5 protein-coding genes are annotated in these 3,653 nt (G+C 52.9%); 1 reads left to right on the top strand and 4 read right to left on the bottom strand.

Annotated features, from left to right (window positions below):
* Nucleotides 1-381: winged helix-turn-helix domain-containing protein (locus ACXJ5O_RS21530; RefSeq protein WP_457301671.1), on the top strand; the 381-nt coding region annotated here is incomplete at its 5' end.
* On the opposite strand, the gene modC is transcribed toward ACXJ5O_RS21530, so the two are convergent.
* The 4 genes from modC to ACXJ5O_RS21510 form a co-directional block, all read right to left on the bottom strand.
* Nucleotides 353-1,426, bottom strand: coding sequence for a molybdenum ABC transporter ATP-binding protein (gene modC / locus ACXJ5O_RS21525; RefSeq protein WP_457301670.1), 1,074 nt, complete (start codon nt 1,424-1,426; stop codon nt 353-355). The genes ACXJ5O_RS21530 and modC overlap by 29 nt on opposite strands.
* Nucleotides 1,423-2,124 carry a molybdate ABC transporter permease subunit gene (modB, locus tag ACXJ5O_RS21520; protein ID WP_457301669.1) on the bottom strand — a complete coding sequence of 234 codons (702 nt, stop codon included), beginning with the start codon at nt 2,122-2,124 and terminating at the stop codon, nt 1,423-1,425. The genes modC and modB overlap by 4 nt, the downstream gene beginning before the upstream one ends.
* Before the next feature lie 74 nt (nt 2,125-2,198).
* A complete protein-coding gene (gene modA / locus ACXJ5O_RS21515) occupies nt 2,199-2,993 on the bottom strand; it encodes a molybdate ABC transporter substrate-binding protein (protein WP_457301668.1) in 795 nt (264 codons plus the stop codon).
* Between the two features lie 103 nt (nt 2,994-3,096).
* The gene (locus ACXJ5O_RS21510) at nt 3,097-3,306 is read right to left on the bottom strand and encodes a DUF982 domain-containing protein (protein ID WP_457301672.1); all 210 of its coding nucleotides are present in this window, start codon (nt 3,304-3,306) and stop codon (nt 3,097-3,099) included.
* Nucleotides 3,307-3,653: the final 347 nt, after the last annotated feature.

The following is a 3,653-nucleotide window of genomic DNA, read 5'->3' as shown; positions in this document are numbered from 1 at the left end:
GTTTTACGGATCGATTTTCCTCACAATGAGAAAATCGGTCGTGGAAAAATGCAATTGCTCGAGCACATTCGCGAAACTGGCTCCATTTCAGCCGCTGGTCGCGCCATGGATATGTCGTACCGCCGCGCCTGGCTTCTGGTCAGCGCGATGAACGCCATGTTCTCCCAGCCCGTGGTGGATTCTCAGCGCGGCGGCAAACAAGGCGGCGGCGCTGTGGTCACTGAATTCGGCGAGAAATTGCTCAGCCGCTTTCGTACGATGGAAAAGAAAATCGAAACTGCAGTTGCGTCGGATATTGCCTGGCTTGATGCCAATCGCAGCAAAAGCACATCCTCGGTATCCGAGGCCGATATCAGTGAGGCTCCAAAGCCGCGGTCTTGATAATCGCAAAGACCAGCACGCCCGGTCGCAGACCAAGCCTTCCGCACGATAACTCAGTAATACGTGCCAGGATTATCGTTCCTTGGCAATCGACTTGAACATCGGCTATGCCCGACTCGAAGGTGATCGCGCTTACGGTCCCTTCGAGAATATTGAGCGCACTTAGCTGTTCAGGTCGAATCGTCGAAAGCATCACATCCTTGGCAAGGATGTGGACGCGAACGCCCTTTCCTACCGTAACCTCCGTTCCTGAAACATAAATTTTGGATGTTTGGAACCCGATGGTCGTCAGCTTGTGCTTTGGATCGTAATTTACGACCTTCCCCTCCACCAATGAACCTGCTTCGCGGCGATCGGTTGCGATTGAAATTGAGGTTTGGCTCAAGGCATCGGCTGCAGTGCCAGCCATTGCCACCTTGCCTTCGCTCATAACAATGACGCGATCGGCTAGACGCGCCACTTCTGACACCGAGTGGCTCACATAAATGATCGGGATATTCATTTCATCGCGAAGAGCTTCAAGATAGGGAAGGATTTCGATCTTCCTTGTATTATCGAGCGCCGCTAGCGGTTCGTCCATAAGGAGCATACGTGGCGACGACAACAAGGCACGGCCGATCGCGACGCGCTGCTTTTCTCCGCCTGATAGTTTGCCCGGACGCCTGTCCAAAATAGTGCCAATACCAAGGAGGTCGACAATCTTCGACAAATCTTCCGAGCGTCGCGATTTGGGAGTAAACCAGCGGCCGTAATTAAGATTTTGCTGAACCGTCAGGTGGGGAAAAAGCCGGCCTTCCTGAAATACGTAGCCGAAACGGCGCTTATGTTTGGGAACGTATATACCCATCTTCGTATCAACCAGTACGTCGCCGTCAAAAACGACCCTGCCCTGGTCCGGCCGTGAAAGGCCCGCAATGATACGGATGATCGATGTTTTTCCCGAACCTGAACGTCCAAACAACGCCGTAACGCCGCGGTCGGACGTGAAGGCGGCGTCAAGTACGAATTTTCCAAGCACATGTTTTGCTTCAAAAGTCAGGGTCATTCGACGTCTACCCTGCGTCCGACAAGGTAGCCCATGAATTCGGAAGCCATCAACGCGGCCATGGAGATGATGACTGATATGATGGTCAGGCGGAAGGCACCTGCATCGCCACCCGGCACCTGTGTGAAAGTGTAGATTGCAGCTGACAGTGTCTGTGTTTCCCCGGGGATATTGGAAACGAACGTTATCGTCGCACCGAATTCGCCCATTGCCTTGGCAAACGAAAGAATCATGCCGGCGATGATGCCTGGCAGGATGAGCGGCAAGGTGACAGTCGCGAATACCCATAGCGGACTTGCACCAAGCGTACCGGCGGCATCCTCAAGTTTGCGGTCCACTGCTTCTATGGATAGCCGGATGCTGCGAACCATCAATGGAAAACCCATCACCCCGCAGGCCAATGCTGCGCCCGTCCAGCGGAACGACAATAAGATGCCAAAATGTTCGGCTAGAAACGCTCCGATCGGGCCACGTCGACCAAAAAGAATGAGAAGAATAAAGCCGGTGACGACGGGGGGAAGAATCAAAGGAAGATGGACGAGGCCATTGAGGATGGATTTGCCCCAGAATTTTCCTCGTGCGAGCAACAGACCAACGAGAATGCCCAGAGGGAGGCTGGCGAGCATCGCGACGAACGCAATTCGAAGAGTAAGGTGAACTGCTGTCCATTCTTCATTGCTCAGTGAGAACCAGTCCAAAAATGTCAGCCCCCTGCCCGGTCGTGTGCTCTTGCGAGGCTCCCGCAGTGCTAGAGGCGGGAGCCAGCGAGATTTTACTTGAGTACGGTGAATCCCTGCTTCTCAAAGAATGGCACAGCTTTTTCTGATTTGATGTAATCAAACAGCGACACCGCATCAGCATTCTTGCTGTCGCTCAGAATTGCGATGGGATAAATGATCGGAGGATGGCTGTCCTCGGGAAACGTACCTACGATCTTGACTTCTTTGTCAGCGGCCGCATCCGTCTGATAGACGATGCCGTAGGGTGCTTCGCCACGCGACACCAGCAACAATGCAGCGCGCACGCTCTCGGCGCCGGCAACCTTGCCTTCCACCGACGACCACACACCAAGCGATTCAAGAGCGGCCTTGCCATATTTCCCTGCCGGAACCGAATCCACAGCACCCATGGCGAGACGGCCCTCGCCCAAAAGGTTGGCGAGGCCAAAACCCTTTTTAATTTCGACGGGCTCTGCCTTGTCTTTCGATGCCACCAGAACGATGCGATTACCCAATAGATTTTTGCGCGTGTCAGCCTTGATCAGATTTTTCTTTGCAACATAATCCATCCAGTCGAGATCAGCTGAGATGAAGATATCGGCAGGCGCGCCAGACTCGATCTGCTTTGCCAGAGCCGAACTCGCTGCGTAGGAGATTGCAGCTTCCTCGCCAGATTCTTTCTGCCATGCGGCTGTTATGTCGTCGAGTGCGTTCTTGAGACTGGCCGCTGCGAAAACGGTTACCTTTTCTGCAGCTTGTACAGAGCCTGCCAGCGGAATTATACCAAGCCATGCGACCGCAAGTGCGGCGACAGTCATTTTAATCCATTGACGACGATGAATTCCCATATCCAACCTCCGATAGACTCCGAAATATTTTCCTAAATATATCGGTGCCTCGCGGATAGCTAGTGTTATATTTTCAGGAATATATTGAATGGAGAACGGATCATTAGCGTGACCGCTCATTGATGTAAATTGATGCCTCCTTGGCTGCATCAATGAAGGCGCGCCTGACTTCGTCGGGATCCAGTTGACCCGCCCCGGCTTCGAGGCATGCTTGCTGCGCTGCGGCATACTTTTCGCCACAGTTTTTAGGCCAGTATTTTGCAAGAACTTCAGCAGCCGATTCAACGCATGACACACGTCTTATAAGGCGCATACGATCTGTAATGGTGACATGTTCAAAAGCCATTCTCGTCATATTGATTGAACGCGATTATTCAATTTGAGTTCCAACACCGTGTTTGAAAACGACCGGCAAGGAATGCAAGCCGATTCGCCTATCCCGCCGCAGTGCGCGTCGATTTGGGGAAGATCGTCGGCGAATCCGCCCCACGGGAGCGTCAATCGCTAATATGCGGGGAAAATGGAGATAATCGCTCGGACAAAAGTGTTCCTGGCTCGGCCAAACCAATCCACAAGCGAACCCGCAATGACACCGAGGCCTGATCAGTTTGATTAGATGCCGGCAGTACGCATCAGCAACAATATTGATGTCCACAGCAC

The sequence above is a fragment of the Phyllobacterium sp. P5_D12 genome (genome assembly GCF_054049495.1).
The sequence above is the reverse complement of the archived record's forward strand: the minus strand, read 5'-3'. Positions and strand labels throughout refer to the sequence as shown.